Genomic DNA, 23,222 nt, shown 5'->3' on the forward strand with positions numbered 1-23,222 from the left:
GATGAGCTTGCAGTATACGCCCGAACACTTTCATATGAAAGCAACCTGTGAACGATAGAAATAAGCTAAGTCGCGTTACACCGTAAGCTCAAGACGGTTGCCATCTGGATCTAACACGCAGCTTTCATAGTAACCGTCACCTGTTTGTCTCGGACCGTCGATCCATTGGTAGCCATCATCTACTAAGGTTTTGGTTAATTGATCCACTGCCTTCTGTGATCCTAGAGCGAAAGCAAAGTGTACCAACCCCGTTACCTGCATTGCATGAGATTTTTCACAAGCGGTCACACCTTCCATCGACATCAACTCCAATCGTGCACCACTTTCAAACGAAAGAAAGTAAGATGAAAACTGTTTAGTTGGGTTGTGGTATTTGTCGTTAGACACCGCGTTAAAGTATTTCTCATAGAAGGCTTTTAACTCTTCCAAACGTTCAGTCCAAATCGCGATATGTTCAATTTTCATTAGGATTCCCCCTAGCTCTTAACTGCGTTCAATCTAACGAGGAAACGCAGCACAAAAAAGAGAGCAAATCACTTCTGAGTTGTTCCTGTTTTATGGTTGGAGTTGTGTTTGAGTGGAAGTGATGCCCATAATGGCGCAAAGTTTTTCAGGACAGAATGATGGAAGAAATTTACTTCGCAGGCGGCTGCCTTTGGGGCGTTCAAGAATTTATGCGCCACCTTCCTGGCGTAATCAGCACCGAAGCAGGACGAGCAAATGGCACCACGGACAACACTCAAACCGAATACGATGGCTACGCCGAATGCGTGAAAACCCAGTTCGACCCTGAGCAGGTTTCGGTTGAAACTTTAATGGAGTATCTGTTTGAGATCATCGACCCGCACAGTGTAAACAAGCAAGGTGAAGACGTAGGTGAAAAGTACCGTACTGGTGTCTACAGCCAAAACGAACAACACCTAGCCATCGCTAAAGCGTTTATCGCAGCAAGACCGGATGCCGATAAAATCGCCGTAGAATTGCTGCCACTCATGAACTATGTGCCAAGTGATGATGAGCACCAAGACCGACTCACGCGCTTTCCCAATGACTACTGCCATATCCCGTTAGATTTGCTGCACAAGTACAAAAATCCGTCTTAATGGATAAGCTAAATCCAGCGTACCAACCTCTCCTAACCTCCCCTTGGCTTCAAATTAGGAGCTTACATTCGCCAATGTGTATCAAGGGGAGGAACTAGCTGGGTTCACTATCAGCTATCCTAAGCGCTTTATTTCTTTTCTCAAAGAGACAGAAAATTACCTTAAAAAAAGGTTATTGGAGGAGCTTTAGCACAAAGCCTCTTTTTTATAGCAAAATTGAACCATATTTGATTCCCTTCTCGTTTATTTTCAAGCTTCATTATTAATTTCAAAATAAATGGAATATAAGTCACAATACTAATTCCCTTCTAGCTCATTGATATTAATGACTTCTATCACACTTAGCTCTCAGTGATACAAAAATATAGTTATTGGATTTTTTTTACTATTTCAGAAAACCGTAACATTAATTAAATTTGCCTCATTACTTCAGTACCAATGAGTCAAAAAATGATTACAGAACTAACAAACGTCAATTTAATTAAAGGCAACCTTCAAGAAAATAATAAAAAAGAAGTCTTTGAAGAGCTAGCGCAAATGCTATTCGAAAATAATCGAATCAGCAGCAAAGAGGCTTTTTTAACCGACATCGAAGCACGTGAAGCATTAAGCGTTACTTCAATGGACGGCATCGCTTACCCACACGCAAAAAGCAAAGCGGTTACAGAGCCTGCAATCGCTGTTGGCGTAAAGCGCGAAGGCATCGAGTATGGCGACGAAGAGGGAGTCAAACCGACCGTATTCTTCATGATTGCCTCACCAGATAACGGTGCCGACCACCATATTTATGTTCTTCAAGAATTATTCGGTAAATTTAGCGAAGAGTTTATTGGAGATATTCATAACGCAAAAGACGAAAACCAAATACTAAATATTTTAATTAATTCATAAGGCGTGAAATTATGAGTACAATCACAGCTCAAGCTAGTAATAATAGCGATTTCAAAAAAATCCTAAGTACCATGAAAGGTCACCTTTTATTCGGTACTTCTCACATGCTTCCATTTATCGTTGCGGGTGGTGTACTACTGGCGCTAGCGGTAATGGCATCAGGTAAAGGTGCGGTTCCTGCGGACGGTTTATTGGCTGATATTTCTAATATCGGTATTAAAGGTCTGGTGCTGTTCCCAATTATTCTTGGTGGCTTCATTGGTTACTCAATTGCAGACAAACCAGCACTAGCACCAGCGATGATCTCTTCTGGCATCATGGCTGACATGGGCGGCGGCTTCCTTGGTTGTATCGTAGCGGGTTTCATCGCAGGTGGTGTGGTATTCCAACTTAAGAAGATCCCTCTTTCTGCTAACATGACTGCGTTGGGCGCCTACTTCATCTACCCTCTACTAGGTACGCTTATCTCTGCAGGTATCGTTCTATGGGGTATCGGTGAGCCAATCAAGATCTTCATGGCTTCTATGAACGAATTCCTAGCTTCTATGGCTGGCGCTTCTAAAGTGGTTCTAGGTACGATTCTTGGTGGTATGACTGCATTCGATATGGGCGGTCCAATCAACAAAGTAGCAACGCTATTCGCTCAAACTCAAGTTGATACTCAACCATGGCTAATGGGTGGTGTTGGTATCGCAATCTGTACGCCTCCTCTAGGTATGGCACTAGCAACATTCCTATTCAAGAAGAAGTTCACTAAGCAAGAGCAAGAAGCAGGTAAAGCAGCAGCAATCATGGGTTCTATCGGTATCTCTGAAGGTGCTATCCCATTCGCAGCAAACGACCCTGTACGCGTTCTTCCTTCAATCGTTGCTGGTGGTATCGTTGGCTGTGTGTTCGGCTTCCTAACAGACGTACTACTACACGCACCATGGGGCGGTCTAATCACAGCACCTGTATCAAGCAACATCCCAATGTACGTTGTGGGTATCGCACTAGGCTCACTAACAACAGCAGTTATCGTTGGCTTCTGGAAACCTGTTGCTGAAGAAGAAGCAGAAGACGAAATCGCAGAAGTAGCACCTGCACAAGCTCAAGCGGCTCCAGCAGCAGGCGAAGGCGAGTACGACATCGTAGCAGTAACATGTTGCCCATCTGGCGTAGCACACACATTCATGGCAGCGAAAGCACTAGAGAAAGCAGGTGCGGCAGCGGGTCTGAAAATCAAAGTAGAAACTCAAGGTCAAAACGGTATCCAGAACCGCATCACTGACCTAGATGTAGCAAACGCGAAGCTGGTTATTCTAGCTCATGATATCCAAGTAAAAGACGCTCACCGCTTTGCAAAAGCAAACGTTGTTGAGTGTTCAACGAAAGAAGCGATGCGTAACGCAGCGACTCTTGTGAAAGCTTAAACCTTAAGCTCCTCCCCCTAAGAGCCCTTTCCCCCAAAGGGCTCTATTTCAAGTTTTTAAGTTTTAGTAATACACCTGATTTTTTTAATTATATAACCCTACAATTTACAAGGCTTTAAAAATGAAATTCAAACCTTCCCTACTCGCTTGCGCAGTTCTCAGTGGTCTAGTCGGTCTGACTGGCTGTAACGACGACACAACTAACATTTATGAAGGCGGTGACACCAACCCTGCACTGCCGGATATTCCTGACGGCGGCAAGCCAGTATGTCCTCCAGTTGGCGATGGCGACTGTGATGACAAGCCAAACCCAGAAACACCTGAAATCGACATGGGCGTTCACATCCCGGTAGATTTCGCCGATATGGACGTAACACGCTACGTCAACCCATTCATCGGTACAGGTAACCTAGGCAACACCTACCCTGGTGCAACCACACCACACGGCATGGTGCAGCTTTCTCCAAACAACGGTTCTAACGGCTGGGAATACATTTCAGGCTACTACTACCACGACGCACGTACTTCCGGTTTCTCTCATACCCACCTTTCCGGAGCTGGTGCTGGCGACTTGAACGACATTCTAGTCATGCCAATCAACTCACGTTCGGACTACATGATTGATGAAGGTTCGGCAACACTAAACCTAGAAGCGTCTCGCTTCCAACATCGTGACGAGCAAGCGACAGCGGGCTACTACAAAGTCGATCTATTGGATTACGACATCAAAGCTGAGTTGACGGCGTCGGATCGCGTTGGTGTGCACCGCTACACCTTCCCTCGTGATGAGAAGTCAGAAATCATCGTGAACACTGGCTTCAAAATTAACTGGGACTACACCTCTGATTCTTACTTGAAATGGGACAAAGACAATAACCGTCTAGAAGGTCACCGTTTCTCTGATGGTTGGGCACCAAGCCAAAAAGAATTCTTCGTGATGGAATTCGACCAACCAATCAAAAACGTTCGCTTTGCTTACTACGATAAAGAGCAAGGTCGTTACATGGACGTGCCAGAAGGCATTACGGAAATCGGTAACGAAACACGCGGCAAGTACCAATACGCGCGCGCTTACGTTGAATTCGACACATCAAAAGACGGCTTAACGGTTGAAGCGAAATTGGCGCTATCAAACGTTGAGATTGGCGAGAATGGCAAGTCTGGTGCTTCTCTTAACATGACTGAAGTTGCGGGCATGAACTTCGACCAAGTACGTGAAGCGGCAACGAAGAAATGGGAAGACGAACTCGGCAAGATCCAAGTCTCTGGCGACGAAGATTACAAACAGACGTTCTACACCGCGATGTACCACTCGTACCTAGGTCAAACCATTCACTCTGACTTAGATGGTCGCTACCGCCAAGTTCACCAAGGTCGTAACGCATACCCTGATGGCAACACACCTTGGGGCGATAAGATTGATACGCTGAAAGAGTCGATCCGCACTGCCGATGCCAACAAAGATGGCAAAGCAGACTTCACGCGCTACGACACTTTCTCTTTGTGGGATACCTACCGCGCAGTTCAACCGTTGTCTTCGATTCTTGAGCCAGACCGCTTAGCAGACGTGGTGCTGTCTATGCTGTCTTACGCCGAAGAAGAATGGGTGGATGACAAAGGCAACGTGCGCAAAGGTCGTCTGCCTGAGTGGACATTCAAAGGCAACGAAACCGGCATGATGATGGGCATGCACTCAACGCCTGTGATTCACGATGTGTTGTCGAAAGGCTCACTAGAAAAACGCATGATCGACCTTGGCTTCACAGAAGCGGAGCGCAAAGACGTTAAAGAACGTTTAGTTGAAGCGATGATCACAGACGCACGCGCCGCAACGAGCCAAGGCGTAGCATGGATCAAAGAGTACGAAGAACAAGGTTACGTGCCAGCGAAATTGCACGACACTCCACCAGATTCTTACGGCGGTCACTCACCATTTAAAGACTCTTGGACAGCATCTTACTCGCTTGAATACTCAATGAACGACTGGGCAATCGCACAATCGATCAAAGAAGTGTTCGGTGAAGAAGATCCACGCTACACCGAGTTCGCTAACCGTTCTAAAAACTGGCAAGCACAATTCGACTTCGGCGGTAAGCAATACCAAGGTTGGTTCAAAGCCCGTGACTACGATGGCGAGTTTATCGATGCAGGTTGGGTAGACCCAATCACTGGTCGCGCGGTTGGTAAAGACTGGCGTCCAGACATGTTTAACTGGGCATTCTCTGAATCGAATGGCTGGCAATACTCGTTCAGTGTTCAGCACGACATTCATGGCTTGATTGACCTGATGACACGCTTCGACAAGACACAAAACCCTGAAGCAGAACGCGGTGACTTGTTCGCAGCGCGCTTGGATGAATACTGGTCAACCTACCCAGACCGCAACGCAGGCGACAACCAATTCCCAGTGTTCAACACAGGTAACGTTGGTCAGCATGTGCAAGGTAACGAACCAGATATCCACGTACCGTACTTGTACAACTACGTAGGTCAACCTTGGAAAGGTCAGGCAGCCATCGCCGCAGCAACCAACATTTGCTACAAGAACACCGCTGACGGCATTTGTGGTAACGACGACTTCGGTACGCTCTCTGCGTGGTTCGTGTTCCGTGCACTTGGCTTCTACCCAGTGAACGCTTCTTCTGGCATCTACGAAATTGGTACTCCGCTGTTTGAAAGCGCGTCTATCGATGTCGGCAACAACCAGAAGTTCACGGTGACCGCGAAGAACGTTAGCCGCGAAAACATCTTCATTCAATCGGCTCGTTACAACGGCAAAGACTTCAACCGCACTTACCTGACTCATGACGAAATCATGTACGGCGGTGAGTTGGAGTTCGTGATGGGCGACAAACCAAATCAACGTTGGGGCTCTCTAGAGCAAGATCTTCCACCAGCACAAGGCATCGGTGAGTTCTTGCATGAAGACGAGATGCCAGCAGGTTCTCGTTAATCCCAATAGTGACAACTCAGCCGGGGGAGCGCATCTCCCGGCTACCCCTACAAGCAAATTTTATAAGCAGTCCTTTATAAACAGTCTCTTATAAACACTTTTTATATACGAATAACGACAAAACGGTATGCACATGTTTAAACGTAATCTTATCTCTTTGGCTATCCTGGTTGGTCTGACGGGTGGCTTGGCTGGCTGTAACAGCGACAACGATTCTTCCTCTTCACTGCCAGGCGATCCAATTGTTGATCTTGCGGTGTTGAAATACGTCGATCCTATGATCGGCACAGCAGCTTCTGGTCATACGTTCCCGGGCGCGACGGTACCGGCAGGTATGGTTCAACTGTCTCCAGATACTTTCATCGGTTCTAACACTGATCACGAATCAGGACTTAACCCTTGGCACTCGGCATCTGGCTACTGGGATTCATCCAACTACGAAACTGGCGAAGTAGTTAACACTGACGTTCCGCTGTACGGCTTCTCCCATACTCACCTTTCAGGTACAGGCGCAACGGACTTAGGCGACATCTTGGTTCTGCCATACGCAGACATGGCGAACACACAACTGAACTCTTTCGACAAAGCCAATGAAGAAGCAAGCGCAGGCTACTACAAAACCAAGCTAAACCAAGGTCAAATCGAAGTAGAACTGAGCGCAACCAAACGCGTTGGTTTACACAAATACACCTTTGCTGATGGCGCGGACCGCAACGTGAAGTTCGATTTAGGTCATACCCTAATGAACAACAACGGCAAGTCTTTGAAGAACAAAGTAGAGGTGGTGGACGAATACACCATTCGCGGTCGTAAAACCTCAACAGGCTGGTTCCAAGGGCAAGATCACCAAGGTCAGGACATCTTCTTCTACGCGAAATTCAACCAACCAATCGCCAAAGCACTGTTGGGCGAACAAGACCTAGAACCAACGCGCGAAATGCGTAATGGTGCGGTTTACTCAGGCGATGATCTGACGGCTTACCTAAACTTCGGCACAGGCGAAGAGCCAATTGAAATCCGCGTCGGTATCTCTCCAGTTAACTGGCAAGGTGCGCAGAAAAACTTAGAAGCGGAAGCACCAAGTTTCGACCTAGCAAAAGTAAAAGAAGACGCGGAATACGCGTGGGCTGAGAAGCTGGCGAAAATCAAAGTAGAAGGCGGCACAGACGCAGAGAAAACCAACTTCTACACTGGCATGTACCACATGATGATCGCACCAATCGAGTTTTACGATGTGGATGGTCAATACGTGGATATGCTTGGCACGGTGCGCACACTGAAAGATGGCGACACACCAAACTACTCAATTTACTCAACGTGGGATACGTTCCGCGCCGTTCACCCAATGTGGACCATCATCGACCCAGACCAAGCAACGCTATATGTGAAAGACTTGATTCGTAAATCCAACGACGAGTTTGGTCTATTGCCGAAATGGGAAGGTCACGGCTCAGAGACTGGCACCATGATCGGCTACCCATCAGCAGCGATTCTGGGCGATGCGGTAACCAAAGGCTTGATTGATGCAGAGCAGGCTTACACGGCGTCAGTGAAATCAGCTCGCTACACACCGCATGAGTACCCACAGATTCATGACGACATCCTAAGTTCGCTCATGGCAGGTCAGTTGAACTACCACGAGAAAGAACAGTGTGTTCGTTACCCGAACTGGAACTCAGTGTCGTACTCGTTGGAATTCTCATTCTACGATTGGACGATCGCAGAGATGGCAAAAGCCGCTGGCGATATGGACGCGTATGAAGAGTTCAAAGCTCGTTCTTACAACTCTTTGAAACACTGGGATGCAAAAGCAGGTAACGCAGACGGCACGGGCTTCTTCGTCCCAACAGAACTGAAAGAAGGCGACCCATGTGCACTGAAATACGCTTCAACTGACTTCGACCCTCACAAGTCTGACGCGTTCTACTACACAGAAGGTAACGCGTGGCAGTGGCAATGGGCGTTCATGCAAGACTTGGACAAGCTGACTGAAATCATGGGCGGCACGCAAGGTCTGAACGACAAACTGAACAACCTATTTACTGCCGATCCAAATGGCGGTGAAGCGCACCAAGACATGACAGGCTACATTGGTCAGTACATTCACGGTAACGAGCCTTCGCACCACGTCATCTATTTGTACAACCGTACTGAAGAGTCTTACAAGGCGCAGGAATATCTAGACCAAGTTTACGACCAGTTCTACAAACCGACGCCAGACGGCATCATCGGTAACGAAGACGTGGGTCAAATGTCAGCGTGGTACTTGATGTCAGCACTGGGCTTCTACCAAATCTCGCCAACCGATCCAACCTACAGCATCGGTCGTCCAATCTTCGACAAAGCGACGGTAGACATTGGCTCTGGCACCTTCACGGTAACGGCTGAAAACAACGGTCCAGACAACATGTACATCAAAGAAGTGACCATCAACGGTAAGCCTCTGGATGTGTACAACACCTTCCAGCACAGCGAATTCAAAGCAGGCGGCGAACTGCACTTCGTGATGACGGCTGACAAGTCTGAAGCAATGCAAGCCAACCTAGGCGAATAATGATTTTGAGGGGACCTCGTGTCCCCTTTTCTCGTGGAATAAAAACAATGAAACTAAAAAGAACCCTACTCTCTACCGCAGTGTTAACCTCCATGCTTGGTCTTGCTGGTTGTGGCAGCGACTCTGATCCAGAAACTCCGGTTATCTCTACCCCTACTTTGGAATTCGTTGATACCTTGATCGGCACTAAAGGTCTTGGCAACGTCAACCCATCTCCAGTCATGCCAGAAGGTATGATTCAACCTTCACCAGATAACTTCGATCCAAACGGTTGGAATGGCAAAGGCTCACCTGTTGAATACGATCCTGTGCACAGCCTGCTTTCTGGCTTCTCAATGACCCACATTTCTGGCGCAGGTAAAGGCGACCTAAACGACTTCGCTTTCTTGCCATACACAGGTTTCAATACTGACGCCGTGACCATGGATAAAAGCTCGGAAGTGGCAGAGGTTGGTTACTACTCGGTTGACCTTGTAGAAACTGGCGTAAAAGCTGAGCTGTCAGCAACCGACCGCGTGGCGTTCCAACGTTACACCTTCAAACCGGGTGAAGACCGCAAAGTACGTATCGACCTGCAACACGAACTGTTAGAACAATACGGCAACCATTCTCGCAGCATCTACTACAAGCGCGTTAACGACACCACAGTCGTAGGCGCGCGTACCTCAAACGAATGGGGTCAATGGCAAACCGTGTTCTTCGCGGCAGAATTCTCTGATCCAATCATTGAAGAGAATCTGTACACCAAGCTGGCTTCTGAGAGCAAACTGACTCCAACTGACGCTACCGAAGTCGGCTTGGAAGATTACCGTGGTTACGCAGAGCACAAACCAATGCCGGGCGAACCAGAACCTGACCCAGAACGTTTGGCAAAACGCGCAAACGATGTCCTGACGCACTTGAACTTTGGCAAGAGCAATGAGCCATTGGTGGTCAAGGTAGCGATTTCTGGCACTGGCGTTGACGGCGCACTGAAAAACCTAGAAGCAGACACCAACGGCTGGGATTTCGACAACGTCGTACAACAAAACCGCGTGGCTTGGGAAAACATCCTTGGCGAGTTTGAACTGGAAGGCGGCAACAAAGCTGACAAGACCATGTTCTACACCTCGCTCTACCGTACGTTTGTTGCTCCATTCCTATACCAAGACGTGGATGGCAAATACCGTGGCATGGATGGCAAAGTGCACCAAGCAGAAGACGGCTTAGTGAACTACTCAGTATACTCAATGTGGGATACCTTCCGCGCCGCGCACCCACTGAAAACCATCATCGATAAAGATCGCGCGATTGAACACGCACGCGATCTATTGAACAAATACAAAACGGGCGGCGTGCTGCCAAAATGGGAACTGCACTCGGATTACACCGGTGAAATGGTCGGTCATCCTGCGGTCTCGGTTATTGCCGATATCATGGTCAAACACCCAGAAGCCTTTACAGCAGCTGAGTTTGATTTGGCGTTGAAAGCCGCTGACGAAACGGTCAACTTCAACCTTGATAAAACTGAAAGCTGGGTGCCTTACCAAGATGCTTGGAACGGTGACAAACGCTTCACGGTCATGACACGTCATAACGACTACCAAGAAGACGTCGGCTTTATTCCAGCTAACACCAAATGGGCGCCGGATTCTGGTGACAAACCGGGTTACGTAGAAGGCTTAAAAGTCGATAAATACGACGAGCTCGTGAACGAATCGGTGTCTTACGGTCTTGAGAACGCTTACTACGACTGGTGTATCGCTCAGATCGCTAAACTTGCTGGCAACGACCAACAGTACGACCGTTACATGGCACGCTCAGAATCGTTCAAGAACTACTTCGATTACAACCCAGAACAATACGGCAAACTGCAAGACACCAAAGGCAACGCATTGGGTGCGACGGGCTTTATGCGTCCGGCTTACATGAACAGTGGCAGTAAAGTTTGGGCAAACAACCTGAAAGCCGAATGTTTGGACGAGAACATGGCGCTGTCTATCCCAGGCGGTATGGACTACAACGCCTGTAAAGACCGCAAAGCACTCAACGAAAGTGACGTGTTCTGGCCTTACCGCGCCGAGCACCGTGGTGAAGACTTCACCGAAGGCAACACATGGCAATGGACATGGTTTGCACCTCACAACTTGAACGGTCTGGCTAACGTGATGAGCGGTGAGCATATCGATCGTACTGACTTCTCTCTTCCTGAAGACGTAACCGAACAAGGCAAAGCGGCATTCCTCGCTAACTTGAATGCGCTGTTTAATGCAGACTCCAACGCTGATACGAGCCAATCACACGACATGTCTGGCTACATCGGTCAGTTCGTGATGGGTAACGAGCCTGATCACCACGTACCTTACCTATACAACTGGACGGCAGAGCCTTGGAAGACACAAGAAATCATCGACCAAGCGATGAACGAGTTCTACCACCCAACCCATGAAGGTCTGATCGGTAACGAAGACGTCGGTCAGATGTCGGCGTGGTATGTGATGTCTGCATTGGGCTTCTACCAAGTCACACCGGGCGAGGCGAGTTACACCATCGGTCGTCCTCTGTTCGACAAAGCCGTGATTCCAGTCGCGGACGGTAAATTCACCATCACCTCAGAAAATAACAGCCAAGAGAGCATCTACGTGAAGTCGGTGACCATCAACGGCAAACAATTGAGTGACAACTTCAGCTTCGCGCACAGCGATTTGAAAGACGGTGGTGAACTGCATTTCGTCATGACTTCAGACAAATCTGAAGCAATGAAAGCGCAGTAGCCGATACCCATCCAAATAACGAAAGGGGGCATCTAGCCCCCTAAAAACTTCACTTCAGTGGAACCATAAAAATGAAACTAAAAAGAACCCTTATCTCTACCGCTATACTCGCTGCCATGTTTGGCCTTGCTGGTTGTAACAGTGACGACGACAACAGCAAATCTGGTACTCCATCCCTCGACACCACACTAACTCAATACGTCAATCCATTGATTGGTACAGGTGCAGACGGTCACACCTTCCCAGGGGCGGTTGTGCCTTATGGTTTGGTACAACTATCTCCTGATACCGAAATGGAAGGCTGGGGCTCTGCCGCAGGTTACTTCGACCACGGTAAGCTGACTGAAATCCCAGTGTATGGCTTCTCCCACACTCACCTTTCTGGCACAGGCATTACCGACCTTGGTGATATCTTAGTTCTGCCTTTCACCAAGAAAGAAAACGCCGTTTTCAACACCTTCGATAAAGACAACGAAACCGCAGAAGCAGGCTACTACGCGGTTGAACTGAACAAAGGCGAAATCAAAGCCGAGCTAACTACCACGCAACGTGTTGGTTTCCACCGCTACACCTTCAAAGAAGGCACGACGCCACACATCAAGTTCGATTTAGACCACACCCTCAACAAAGGTCACTTCAACAACCGCACCATGAAGGGCGATTTGGAGTTTATCGACGCTTACACCATCCGTGGTTTACGTAGCTCGAACGGTTGGGCAAACAACCAACACGTGTACTTCTACGCCACCTTCAACCAACCTATCGTCAAAGCCATTGCTTTGGTTGACGGCACAGAAACGGAAATCGATGTAAACAACGACAACATCGACGCAGTGAAAACCATCGCTTACCTAGAATTCGCACCATCATCAACACCGCTAGAAATCCAAGTAGGCTTGTCACCAACAGGCACAGAAGGGGCGGAGAAGAACCTAGAAGCGGAAGCGAAAGACGTGTCATTTGATACTGCGCGCGCTCAAGCCAACGACGCATGGCACCAAGAGCTTAGCCGCATGATGGTATCTGGCGGCACAGAAGATCAAAAAGAGATCTTCTACACCGCGCTTTACCACGCCTCTATCGCGCCAATGATTTTCCAAGATGTCGACGGTCAATACCCAGCGATGCGCACTCGCATTCAAAAAGACGCGGGCGACACACCAAACTACTCTGTGTACTCCATGTGGGATACTTTCCGCGCTGCGCATCCACTGAAAACCATCATCGACCCAGAACGTGCCGAAGAGTTTGCCAACGACCTGATTCGTAAATACGAAGACGGTGGCATCTTGCCGAAATGGGAACTGCACAGCCATTATACGGGCACCATGATCGGCTTCCCTGCGGTTTCTATCATTGCTGACGCGATGGCAAAAGGCTTAGACATCGACCCACAACTGGCCAAAGAAGCGGCTGAATTTACGGTGCGTTACCACGAGGCATCTGAATTCCCAGATTGGACGGAAGACAACAACATCGGCGCAGCAAACGTTGTGCAAGTGAAAGTGTACGAAGAAAATGGCTTTGTTCATCACGGCTATTGGAACAGTGCATCTTACACGCTTGAGTTTGCTTACGGCGACTGGGCAATGGCAGAAATCGCGCGCATGGCTGGCGATGTAAAACTGCAAGAAGAGTTTATGACTCGTGCCGACAACTGGCTTAACCATTGGGATGCAGAGACGGGCTTCTTACGTCCGAAAAACCACCCGCTGAGCTCATCACCAAACAAACCGCCTTTGGAGTTCAACCAACCAATTGATGAAGAGCGTTTGGATGAGTGTGAAATGGTTGAGTGGCCAGAAGGCTCTGGCGTGATGAAAGAGAAATGCCCACTGCTACCGTTCGACCCTTACTACGTGGACGAGTTTGCCTACACCGAAGGGAACGCGTGGCAATGGAAGTTCCAACCAATGCACGATTTCAACCGTCTGAAACAAGAGATCTACCAAGCAGACTTGGCGCAAGGCAAAGACACCACGCCAGAGAAAGCCTTCCGTGAAGACTTGGACGAGCTATTCAACGCACGTTCTTCAAACACAGGCGAAGAGCTACCAGACCTAACGGGTTACATTGGTCAGTACATGCACGGTAACGAACCATCGCACCACATTCCTTACCTATACGCGCTAACGGATGAGCCATGGAAAGCGCAAGAGTACCTAGACCGCATCATGTCAGAGATGTACACCAGCGAGCCAACCGGCTTGATTGGTAACGAAGACGTGGGTCAGATGAGCTCTTGGTACTTGATGTCGGCAATGGGCTTCTACCAAGTGACGCCTGCGGATCCGGTCTACACCATCGGTCGCCCTATGTTTGATGAAATCACCATTCCAGTCGAAGGCGGCGAGTTCACAGTCATCGCAGACAACAACAGCCCACACAACAAGTACGTGAAGTCTGTAACCATCAACGGCAAACCGCTGGATGCCAACTTCACCTTCAAACACAGCGAAATCAAAGCGGGCGGCGAGCTTCACTTCGTCATGACGGGTGACAAGCAAGAAGCGCTTCAAGCTCAGTAACGTTTTATGTAATTCGTGTTTAAAGAATAAGCAGATAGATTAACTCAGTGGCAGGAAGTGACGCGCTTCCTGCCTAAGGAATCAAGATTATGAACTTTACGAAAACCGCTATCGCCACCGCTGTGATTTCAAGTGTTATTGGTTTGGCTGGCTGCAACGATGACGACGATAACACCTCACCAAGCGTCGATACTTCCAACCTAAAATACGTCGACCCATTCATTGGTACCGGCTTTAACGGACACACCTTCCCGGGTCCTGTTGTGCCAGAAGGCATGGTGCAACTTTCTCCAGATACCGAGCTGATCGGCTGGCACTCTTCATCAGGTTACCACTTCGATAAAAAGACTCTATTTGGCTTCTCCCACACTCACCTTTCTGGCACGGGCATGGGCGGTTTAGGTGACATTCTGTTCCTGCCGTTTACCGAAGATAAAGCTAAATACATCGAAGACAGCGACGACTACCGCGAAGCGATTTCGGTCAAGATGGACAAAACCTCAGAAGTGGCAGAAGCAGGTTACTACTCTGTGAAGATTGCTGAGAACGGTATCAAAGCTGAGCTTACAGCTTCTGAACGTGTCGGCTTCCATCGTTACACCTATCCGCAAGGCCAACCACAACGTTTGAAGATTGACCTCAACTCCATCCTCAACAGTGACTGGGGTTCAACCTCTTTGCGTAACAAACTAACGGTGAGCGAAGACGGTCATACCATCACGGGCGAGCGCGATGCAGCACACTTCTCTGGTTGGGCGAAAAACCAAAAAATCTTCTTCTATGCGACTTTCGATAAGAAGATCAAAGACGTCTACATCCTTGCCAATGGTAAGCCTGTTGACGGCCTAACGGCAGAGCACGTTTCCGAATTGATTTACGATGACCAAGGTAATCCAGTTAAGCGTGTCAAAGCGGACGTCACTGCCTACATCGAATTTGAAGATGAAGGCTCACAAGAGTTGAATGCGCAAGTGGCGTTATCTGCGGTTGACCCACAAGGCGCAGAAAACAACTACGATGCAGAAGCAAATGTCTCTTTCGATACTGCGCGCAACAACGCACGTGAGAAATGGGCAAAAGCGCTCAACTTCTCAATTGAAGGGGGCACGGAAGATCAAAAAGAGATCTTCTACACTGCGCTTTACCACACCAAGATTGCGCCTATGGTGCATCAAGACGTGGATGGTCGATTCCGTGGCATGGGCAAAGGCTCAATTCGTGAAGGCGAAGGGGAATACTCCATCGCTTACGGTCAAGCAACAGAAGAACAGCCAAACTTCTCGGTTTACTCTCTATGGGATACCCAACGCGCGTTACACCCACTAAAAACCATCACAGAGCCAACTCGCGCGGTGCAATACGCAAAGAATCTAGTTCAGAAGTACACTGAAAGCGGCTTGCTGCCGAAGTGGGAGCACTTAGGTGACGAAACAGGCACCATGGTTGGCTACCCAGCGGTAGCAGTGATTGCGGATGCGATCACTAAGTTCCCAGAAGAGTTTACTCAGCAAGAGAAAGAGCTGGCGCTGAAAGCCGCGATCGACTCTTCGACGTACGAGAACTACCCTGCATTGCAAGCCGATTGGGATCAGGGCGTATTGGATCGCACTTTAACCAAGCACATCGATTACATTGAGAAAAACGGCTTCACGCCTGCCATCCAACGTGTCGATGGTGAGCCAGTCTTTGAAGACTACACGGTTGAGTCTGTTTCTTACGGTCTAGAAAACGCGTTCTACGATTGGGCTATCGCACAAATTGCCAAAGCAGCCGATGATACTCAAGCGGAAGAGCAATACCTTGAACGCTCAAAAGGCTACAAGAAGTACTTCGATTACAACCCAACGGAATACGCAGAACATGGCGTGACGGGCTTTATGCGTCCAGTGATGATTGATGAAACCTTCATGACACCATTCGACCCATACGGTACAGAACACGAGACAGGCAACTACACCGAAGGTAACGCATGGCAGTGGACTTGGTTTGTACCGCATGACATCGCAGGCTTAAAAACCATCATGGGTGGCGATGCTGAGTTCCAGAAGAACCTAGAAGCAACCTTCACAGCAGAAAGCCAAGGCACAGAAACTCCGGATATGTCTGGTTTGATTGGTCAAGTTGCGTTTGGTAACGAGCCTTCGCACCACATTCCTTACCTATTCAACTGGACCGCAGAACCATGGAAGACACAACAAGTCGTCGACCACATTCTGGATGACATGTATTTCGCTGCGCCAGAAGGCGTCATTGGTAACGAAGACGTGGGCGCAATGTCCGCTTGGTATGTGATGTCTGCATTAGGCTTCTACCAAGTGAACGCGGCAGAACCTATCTACACTGTGGGCCGTCCGCTATTCGACAAAGCCGTGATTCCGGTGAAAGGCGGCACGTTCACCATCACCACAGAAAACAACGCCGATGACAACATGTACATCAAGTCCGTCACCATCAATGGCAAAGCTTTGGATAACGATTTCTTCTTCGACCATTCCGAGTTCAAACCGGGTGGTGAGTTGCACTTCGTGATGACGGGCGAGCAATCTGAAGCGATGAAAGCGCTTCAATAAGTCTCTACCACTCTTCCCTCTTCAAAGGTCAGTTCGCGAGAGCTGGCCTTTTGTTCAACCACAGATCTTAATTACCGGGCACACATCTAGCTTTTTAGTTTTGAAACCCAAGCAGAGCAACGAGTTCGCCTCGGTATAAACATCATCTTCGGCTCGAATAAAGAAGCAAAAAGGCAATTGTGATTCTATCGTCAAAAAACAATAAAACATTTGTTTCAAATTAGTTTATGAGTATGTTTGCTTAATCTTCAAGATGCTACACGCACATCAAATATTGCATTAAGCTCATAGCAAAGCATTACATATTGACCTCAATCATTATAATGCCGTACATCATATTTTTTGTAATACAGGTCAAAGCGAATGATTGAAGTAGTGAGTGCTATCGCCTACAACGGTACCCCTAGTGTCGACGCAAAAACAGAGGAGCGTGTTTGGGCATTAGAGGCAGGCTCTGCTTGGGATACAAGTTCCGATAACGTTAAAAAGTTTGTTCAGAAATCAAACCTCAAAATCGATCAGGGCGGAAAAGAATACTCAACTTTCAAAAGTAATCCTAGCAACCATGAATTCCCTTCTCTATTAGGTAGCTATATAAAGGGAGATCTTACATTTGAAGATTTTCATTCTACGTTCGCCGAAAAGAAGTTAGCTCCACACCTGAAAAATTCCAGATTAGAACAAGGCGCAGTAATAGTTTTTGTTCATTTTAGAGTTAGACAAGATCCAGTAGTTATCGTACAAGAAGACGGTACAGAAGAAGTGCAGAATCCTGATGAAGAACTTGAGATTGTCAAAGAACATTTCTCTGTTCTTATGGTCAAAAATACTGGTGCACTCAAGTTCACTGAAGACTTCCAAATTGCTGAGACAGATGTCATTGATCTGAAACAATTTGTCCAAGGGTGTCAAGTTGACCTAATACGATTCAATACCCAAGAAACACAAGAAGGACAGGAAGAAGACGAAGTCGATAACTTCCTTACTTTTATCAGTGGCGGGGGCGACGTTCGCGAGTACTTCAAAGAGGCATTGTTTGCGGAAGCACTAATAACAAACAAAGCAAGCAGTGCAAATGTAGAGAAAGCATTGGTTGATTTCTGGAAGGAAAACAAAGAAGAATTTGGTACGAGAAAAATTCGTGACCAAATCAACAGCAGTGTATACACCTTCTCAGAGGGCCACAAAGGGCAAGTTGTCACGTTAGCGCAAATCTCTGCAATCGTTGACGGATGCATTCCAGATGAAAATGCAGAACTTCGCGGCACGTTCGAGACCTTTGCAAACGAGGGGGCATACGAAATAAATGATGAGTTTGAACTAAAGACCAATATAATAAAGGAATTGGTTTACGTTAACCTCGATGTAGGCTTTGCGAAACTAATTTTGGAAAAGAGATCGATAGGTAAGTTTACCGACCCAGATGACTTTCAATTCAAGTTTAACTCTGACACCGGTGAAGTGACATTTACAACAACTATCGAAGATCCAAGAGAAATACAGAAGATTAACTCGATATTAGAGAATGAATAACAGCACTATTTTGAAACATCTGAACCAGCTTCAGCAGGTTTCAGGCCAAAAAGCCGAAATAGATGGTCGCTATTTGGTTTTCCAATTTTTGTCTAACTGTGATGATAGAATCGCAGGGACGATCGACGCCCTAAGAGATATAGGTGACGGTCGATCCTTAATCATGGATGATGATATGGAGAAACATAAAGACGATGAGTACATCACTACTCTAGTAGTGGCTACTGATGGTGTTAATCATATTTATCAAAACTATCAGGCAATGTTCAATGATTACTTTAAGCTCGCCATCAAAGGCGAGCTTAAAGCAAAACACAGAGATTTCTTCTTTGCTACGCCAGGTGACTCTCATGCCGAAATAGCGAAAAGATTTGAATCTTTGCAAAGCTGGCTGAATTTGTTCAAATCACTAACGAGGAACTATATCTATAGCTCCAACTATAATGAGGTTTGTTTTTTTCTTATCGAAGAAATTGAGGAACAAAAGAAGATCAAATCACATGAGTTTGTGATTAGTTCTAAAGACACAAAGCTAAACTTTGATGAGCTAACAGAATTTCCAGCTAAGGAACTAGGCTTTAAAAAGCGGGACGATGCTTACACTGTTGAGAAGAAACTGGTTTGTAGATCTGCTTTACTGAAAACACTCAAAGGTAGAATTAAGCTTGGCGACAAGAATGGCCTATTGTCTGTTATAATGAAGCCTACTGACTTCATTGAAAACTTTGATATAGGCTATGAGTTTTACACTTCCAAATACTCCATTGACAAGTTCACACGAGAAATCGAGACCGCTAAAATTGAGTATTTTGAAAAAATAAATGCGATCATTCACGATAATCAGGCGAAGGCTCTATCAATCCCTGTAGTTATTCTTGGAACAAGCCTGCTTCGTAGCTGGAATCCAATGTCAGCGGTACTGATTGTTGCTGCGATGCTTTTAGCTGTTTTTCTTGTGGTTCTGAATCTAAGACACAAGATCGTTGCTATTAATGATTGCGAAACGAGTGCGAAGAAAGCTCTTTCTATCATTGCTGAATCTACAACCAACGAGAACAATATGGAAAACAGTAGCAATTCACTTGATGGTGTTTTCATTGAGATTCAAGACAAGGTTAAAGCTGCGAAAAAGCTATTGAATAGAATTAACATAGGAATATTAGTCGGCGTGGGAGTATGGGTTGTCTACTTGTTCATGCTCTATTCTGACAGCTTAACACAAGCGGCCGCAGCATCATAAGCTGATTCTTTTATTTTAAAATCCTCGATGTTCGGGGATTTTTCACAAGTCGAACCACAGTAAGAAAAGTGCTATAAGCCCCTCAACCAACACTGTATGCTTTAATTTCTGACGTGCTCATCTAGCCGCCAAAAGCTTTGTTCGCGGCGCTGCGATTACCGGATTTACACCAACGGTAATCAGTGGAAGCACACATATGTACTACTGCCACGTAAGATCACACAACGTGTACGACACTAACAACAGCGGTAAACAAAACATGAGTTGGTGGGATGAAACATGGCGACGAGTGAATATTGAAAATACACTGGGCAAGTGGCAAATCGGCTTGGGTTTATTGACCAAAAAAGGCGAGCTCGATGATGCCGCTATTCACTCCCTTTTCCCCACGGATCCAGATTGGAACTCGCGCTTCTGGCAACGCTACACCGAATGGCTACAACCTAGTTACGCGTCTCACCTCAGCTTGGCTCGAATACAGCAGTGGCAAAGCATTTATCGCTTTTTGCACAATTTCACACTGTGCCGCCACGAAATCAAAATTGGATCTCGATTCATCGAACCAAGCCAAGTTACTCACTTAGTTGACTTCATAAACCATCATTCACTAACAAGTAAACCATTATAAGCATCTGATTAAAAATGCTTTTTTATTGATAATAGCATTTTCAATTTTGGTTCTTTGTACAATGCCGTATTGCAGGTTAGAGAACTCTGTAATGTATAGTTTTCCGAATGATAAAAAGGACGAACTATCATGAAAGACTATGACGATGGCGGACTTCCACTAGTGGATGAAGTCGTCACGGAAGGACGTAATGCCTACCTTCACAACACGCCTTTCGAGGAGAACCCATACCCGATTGTCTCGCTCGAATTCATGAGTTGGTGGTACGGCTGGTTGCTAGAAGAAGAACGCCAAACCATGGCTGCGTAAACCGCGTAATGACACCTTATTTCCACAATTAAACCGTTTCCAAGTTTACCTAATGCCAACAAGCGTCAGGTGCGCTTGCGGCTTTTTATTTTTTGAATACAGGTAGATATGGACATCAATACAACAATTAGAACCACAATCTTTACCCTATCGTTTATCACTACTTCATTCGCACTGTTTTTGAAGCATTCCCTCACCGAAGAACGAATGATGCTGTGCGCATTAGGAAATGATATTCCGGTGTTTGATAGCGAAGATTGCTTATTCTATTTTGAGACGTTTGGCGTTTCGCAAGATTTACTAAGCTTAGTCGAGTATCAATATGGTATTTCGTCGATTCTAAGTGGTGACAGTCATAGCCGCTTTCGTATGGCAAACACCTTAATCGCACATGGATTTGACGTAAATTGGCTGAACGAAAGTAACAGTCCGCCTCTACACTCCGCCATCATTCATGATGATTTCGAGGCGTTTAAATGGCTAATGCAGCAAGGGGCAAACAAAGATCTTTATTGCCCTAAGGTAGGAAAGAACGCCACTGAGTTTTTAGATTGGATTTACACCGAGAACCCGACCGCCAATCGCGGCGCTATGTACGCGCTATTGCACTAGAGCAAAAACACAGGGAGCCTCTCGCTCCCTTTGTTGTTTTTATATAGTTGAAATTAATCGATATTCTGACCAATTCGCCACAGCACGCCACTAGGATCGTGCAAACAGAATTCTCGCATCTTCCAAGGTTGATCAACCAGTTCTGTCACCTCGGCTCCGAATGACGCCAGATCGACATTCGAAACATGTTCATGCCAGTTAGCAACATCTTCCACCAGCAAATGCATCATGAAATTATTGCAGTGTTTTGGCTCATAAAAATCTTGCAACAAGAATGAGCAACTGCCCTTGAAGAAGTACGCCACACCACCAAAATCCGAAGGCATCTCAAAACCCAACGCCTGATAAAAGCGCTTTGATAGCTCGTAATCTTTCGCAGGAACAAAAGATTTAATTTCAACAATATTGAGGTTTTCCATTCCCTAAGTTTCCATTGTGTAGCACGTATTTAACCACTCTAGGTAACTCAACGCGCTCTGACTAGGATCTCTCTGTATTTCTTAGGCGCAAGGCACACACTCCGCCATTTGGGTTTGCAGCCAAAGCACAAATTTTTGTTCCAGTTCAGAGCGTGCTTTGTCTTGAGTCAATAAGACATAGTCATGCCCTGACGGCACAAAACCAAATGGCGCAACAAGGTTGCCGCGTTTGAGATCGTCCATCACCAGAGGATAAGAGCCCATCGCCGCGCCTAAGCCGTCGACTGCAGCTTGAATGCAGAAATAGAAGTGTGCAAAAGACTGTTCTGCTTTGCCATTCATCGACACTTCACCAGAGCGCTGCACCCATTCGTGCCAAGCTTCAGGTCTGGTTTGGCTGTGCAATAGCTTCACTGAGTCCAAATCGCTTTTTACTTGCTGCCAGTAGTCGGGTGAAAACACCGGACCTACCCACTCTTCCACTAACTTGGTTTTTGGGTAGTGATACAAAGGTTCAAAGTCATCTCGACGAATTGCCATAGCAAGCCCCGTCGAGCCAAGCGTTACAGGTCCTCCCGCAGTCGAAAGACGAACATCTGCGTCACAACCATCATTAAACGCGGAAAGCCTTGGCATCAACCAACGCATGGTTAACGTTGGCTCACAAGAGACTTCAAGGTATTGATGCTTCTCCTGCACCAGCTTGTTCACTCCAGTTTCCAGCGCTTGGAATGCTTGCTCGGTGTAGCTTTTCAGCATCTCACCCTCTTTAGTGAGCAGCATATTACGCCCCTGTTTGTAGAACAGAGGTTGAGCCAGATAGGTTTCCAACACTTTGATCTGCTTACTCACTGCGCCATGCGTAATATTGAGCTTGTTTGCTGCTTCACTAAAACTCGCAGACGATGCCGCGACATGGAAAACATGGAAGGATTTAAGATGCCTCATCTGTGACTTTTTCTCACACTTAGCGGAATTTGTTTCGATTATAGTCTCCGAACTCTCGACCTACAATTGCCCCATTCATAACAACGAAGAAACAGGAAACACCATGGAGCTTTTCAGCCTTGCCTTATTAGGCATACTCATCGTTATCAGTCCCGGAGCTGATTTTGTATTGGTTCTTAGAAATAGCCTCAACAATGGCAGACAAGCGGGAATTTGGAGTGCCGTGGGCATTAGTCTTGCGATTTCGGTGCACATTACCTATTCATTGCTTGGTATCAGTTACTTAATCTCACAGAACGAATGGTTGTTCAGTTTGATTCGCTACCTCGGTGCGGCTTATCTGATCTATCTAGGATTAAAAGGGATTTTTGGGGCTGACTCTCAGCAGAAGATAGAGGGGGAAACACAACAAAGCATCTCCATTTGGCAGTTCTTTTTCCAAGGCTTTTTGTGCAATGTGCTTAACCCAAAAACCATGTTGTTCTTCTTGAGTATCTTTAGCCAAGTCATCGATCCGAATGCAGCATCACAGCACCTAGCTTTAGGTTACGGTGTCTACATGATTGCGCTACACGGGATGTGGTTTTCTATGGTCGCCATCTTGTTTACCTCACCGCGATTACAGAGCTTATTACTGCGCGTGAAACATAGGTTGAACCAAGCTTGTGGCGCTGGGTTATTGTTGTTTGGTGCAATGTTAGGATTAAAGTCATAACACGCTGAGTTACGACATTTCGACCGATGCCACATCGAAGTTTGATAATCGCAC

Annotated in this window: 17 protein-coding genes; 14 read left to right on the top strand and 3 right to left on the bottom strand. The window is 46.8% G+C overall.

The annotated features are described in order from the left end of the window. Positions 1–75: 75 nt before the first annotated feature. The gene (locus ITG12_RS23040) at positions 76–465 is read right to left on the bottom strand and encodes a VOC family protein (protein WP_248874161.1); all 390 of its coding nucleotides are present in this window, start codon (positions 463–465) and stop codon (positions 76–78) included. Positions 466–623: 158 nt separating this feature from the next. Between ITG12_RS23040 and ITG12_RS23045 the strand changes: the two genes are divergently transcribed. From ITG12_RS23045 to ITG12_RS23105, 13 genes are all read left to right on the top strand, one after another. Then, the gene (locus ITG12_RS23045) at positions 624–1,103 is read left to right on the top strand and encodes a peptide-methionine (S)-S-oxide reductase (protein ID WP_248875078.1); all 480 of its coding nucleotides are present in this window, start codon (positions 624–626) and stop codon (positions 1,101–1,103) included. 450 nt (positions 1,104–1,553) lie between these two features. Beyond that, positions 1,554–1,994, top strand: a complete 441-nt coding sequence (locus ITG12_RS23050) for a PTS sugar transporter subunit IIA (protein ID WP_248874163.1) — start codon at positions 1,554–1,556, stop codon at positions 1,992–1,994. An 11-nt stretch (positions 1,995–2,005) separates the two neighbouring features. Continuing rightward, positions 2,006–3,406, top strand: a complete 1,401-nt coding sequence (locus tag ITG12_RS23055; protein ID WP_017189627.1) for a fructose-specific PTS transporter subunit EIIC — start codon at positions 2,006–2,008, stop codon at positions 3,404–3,406. 121 nt (positions 3,407–3,527) lie between these two features. Continuing rightward, positions 3,528–6,359: a GH92 family glycosyl hydrolase gene (locus ITG12_RS23060; protein WP_248874165.1), complete on the top strand. Its 2,832-nt coding sequence runs from the start codon at positions 3,528–3,530 to the stop codon at positions 6,357–6,359. A gap of 133 nt (positions 6,360–6,492) precedes the next feature. After that, positions 6,493–8,913: a GH92 family glycosyl hydrolase gene (locus ITG12_RS23065; RefSeq protein ID WP_248874167.1), complete on the top strand. Its 2,421-nt coding sequence runs from the start codon at positions 6,493–6,495 to the stop codon at positions 8,911–8,913. A gap of 47 nt (positions 8,914–8,960) precedes the next feature. After that, positions 8,961–11,666: a GH92 family glycosyl hydrolase gene (locus ITG12_RS23070; protein ID WP_248874169.1), complete on the top strand. Its 2,706-nt coding sequence runs from the start codon at positions 8,961–8,963 to the stop codon at positions 11,664–11,666. A 71-nt stretch (positions 11,667–11,737) separates the two neighbouring features. After that, positions 11,738–14,194: a GH92 family glycosyl hydrolase gene (locus ITG12_RS23075; RefSeq protein WP_140155102.1), complete on the top strand. Its 2,457-nt coding sequence runs from the start codon at positions 11,738–11,740 to the stop codon at positions 14,192–14,194. An 89-nt stretch (positions 14,195–14,283) separates the two neighbouring features. Next, entirely contained in the window at positions 14,284–16,764 is a 2,481-nt protein-coding gene (locus ITG12_RS23080; RefSeq protein WP_248874171.1) for a GH92 family glycosyl hydrolase, read from the top strand. A gap of 363 nt (positions 16,765–17,127) precedes the next feature. Then, entirely contained in the window at positions 17,128–18,297 is a 1,170-nt protein-coding gene (locus ITG12_RS23085) for a hypothetical protein (protein ID WP_248874173.1), read from the top strand. After that, positions 18,290–19,537 (top strand): hypothetical protein, encoded by a 1,248-nt coding sequence (locus tag ITG12_RS23090; protein WP_248874175.1) that lies wholly within the window; start codon positions 18,290–18,292, stop codon positions 19,535–19,537. The genes ITG12_RS23085 and ITG12_RS23090 overlap by 8 nt, the downstream gene beginning before the upstream one ends. A gap of 226 nt (positions 19,538–19,763) precedes the next feature. Further along, a complete protein-coding gene (locus ITG12_RS23095) occupies positions 19,764–20,165 on the top strand; it encodes a hypothetical protein (RefSeq protein WP_248874177.1) in 402 nt (133 codons plus the stop codon). A gap of 129 nt (positions 20,166–20,294) precedes the next feature. Next, positions 20,295–20,474 (top strand): hypothetical protein, encoded by a 180-nt coding sequence (locus tag ITG12_RS23100; protein WP_038869131.1) that lies wholly within the window; start codon positions 20,295–20,297, stop codon positions 20,472–20,474. Positions 20,475–20,582: 108 nt separating this feature from the next. Further along, complete coding sequence (locus ITG12_RS23105; protein ID WP_050567178.1) at positions 20,583–21,086, top strand: ankyrin repeat domain-containing protein; 504 nt, start codon at positions 20,583–20,585, stop codon at positions 21,084–21,086. 53 nt (positions 21,087–21,139) lie between these two features. Here the strand turns inward: ITG12_RS23105 and ITG12_RS23110 are convergent, their stop codons facing one another. Continuing rightward, entirely contained in the window at positions 21,140–21,505 is a 366-nt protein-coding gene (locus ITG12_RS23110) for a VOC family protein (RefSeq protein WP_248874179.1), read from the bottom strand. Positions 21,506–21,586: 81 nt separating this feature from the next. Next, positions 21,587–22,453 (bottom strand): LysR family transcriptional regulator, encoded by an 867-nt coding sequence (locus ITG12_RS23115; RefSeq protein WP_248874180.1) that lies wholly within the window; start codon positions 22,451–22,453, stop codon positions 21,587–21,589. 103 nt (positions 22,454–22,556) lie between these two features. On the opposite strand from ITG12_RS23115, the gene ITG12_RS23120 reads away from it, so the two are divergent. Beyond that, the gene (locus ITG12_RS23120) at positions 22,557–23,168 is read left to right on the top strand and encodes a LysE family translocator (RefSeq protein WP_038869126.1); all 612 of its coding nucleotides are present in this window, start codon (positions 22,557–22,559) and stop codon (positions 23,166–23,168) included. Positions 23,169–23,222 lie beyond the last annotated feature (54 nt).

The sequence above is a fragment of the Vibrio sp. ED002 genome (assembly GCF_023277445.1).
GTDB lineage: Bacteria > Pseudomonadota > Gammaproteobacteria > Enterobacterales > Vibrionaceae > Vibrio > Vibrio jasicida.